The 610-nt window shown below is 36.7% G+C and carries 1 protein-coding gene; it reads right to left on the reverse strand.

Going from position 1 to position 610, the window contains the following annotated elements:
- Positions 1 to 228, reverse strand: a 228-nt coding sequence (locus KI356_RS27590) for a heterocycloanthracin/sonorensin family bacteriocin (RefSeq protein ID WP_212937050.1), incomplete at its 3' end; no start/stop codon positions are given.
- Positions 229 to 610 lie beyond the last annotated feature (382 nt).

Consider the following 610-nt stretch of genomic DNA (forward strand, 5'->3'; position numbering starts at 1 on the left):
ATTAAAGCAACCGAAGCAACCAAAACATCGGAATCCACCACAACGAAATCCACCACCACCACAACGACCACCACCACAACCGCCACAACGGCCACAACCGCCACAGCGACGAGCATCGCCTTCAATATAGTAATATGGATATTGGTTTTGCTGGTCCCAATACACAACATGTTCAGACTGATAATCATTAAGGCTTAACGCTTGTAGTTCTTGTTGAAACTGATTCATTTTCATGACCTCCATTTATAAACTAAAACCTCATCGATGCTTTCCTATATTTCTGTTCGTTAAATCTAAGTAGAAATAGCACTATAAACTAAGTTCAATACGTACACCAACAAAATATGACCTATCACTAGATGATGCACCTTGTTCATATGCCTATTTTAAAGTTGTTTTTACTATAGGCTCATTTTTTAAAGATGAAAATGCCTCAACATTATTGTCTTCTGAATATGCAGTTGTATAGTACGTAAAATTATTATTGTAGAGGTATAACGAAGATTAGGAGTTTCTGTTATAATTCAATCGTGCACAAGTGCAAAATCACATATAGTCTACCTACGGAAATAGGTGGGCTTTTTAACGCATAAAGAAAAGACACCCATAT

It is taken from the genome of Bacillus hominis (assembly GCF_018332515.1).
GTDB classification, from domain to species: Bacteria; Bacillota; Bacilli; order Bacillales; family Bacillaceae_G; genus Bacillus_A; species Bacillus_A hominis.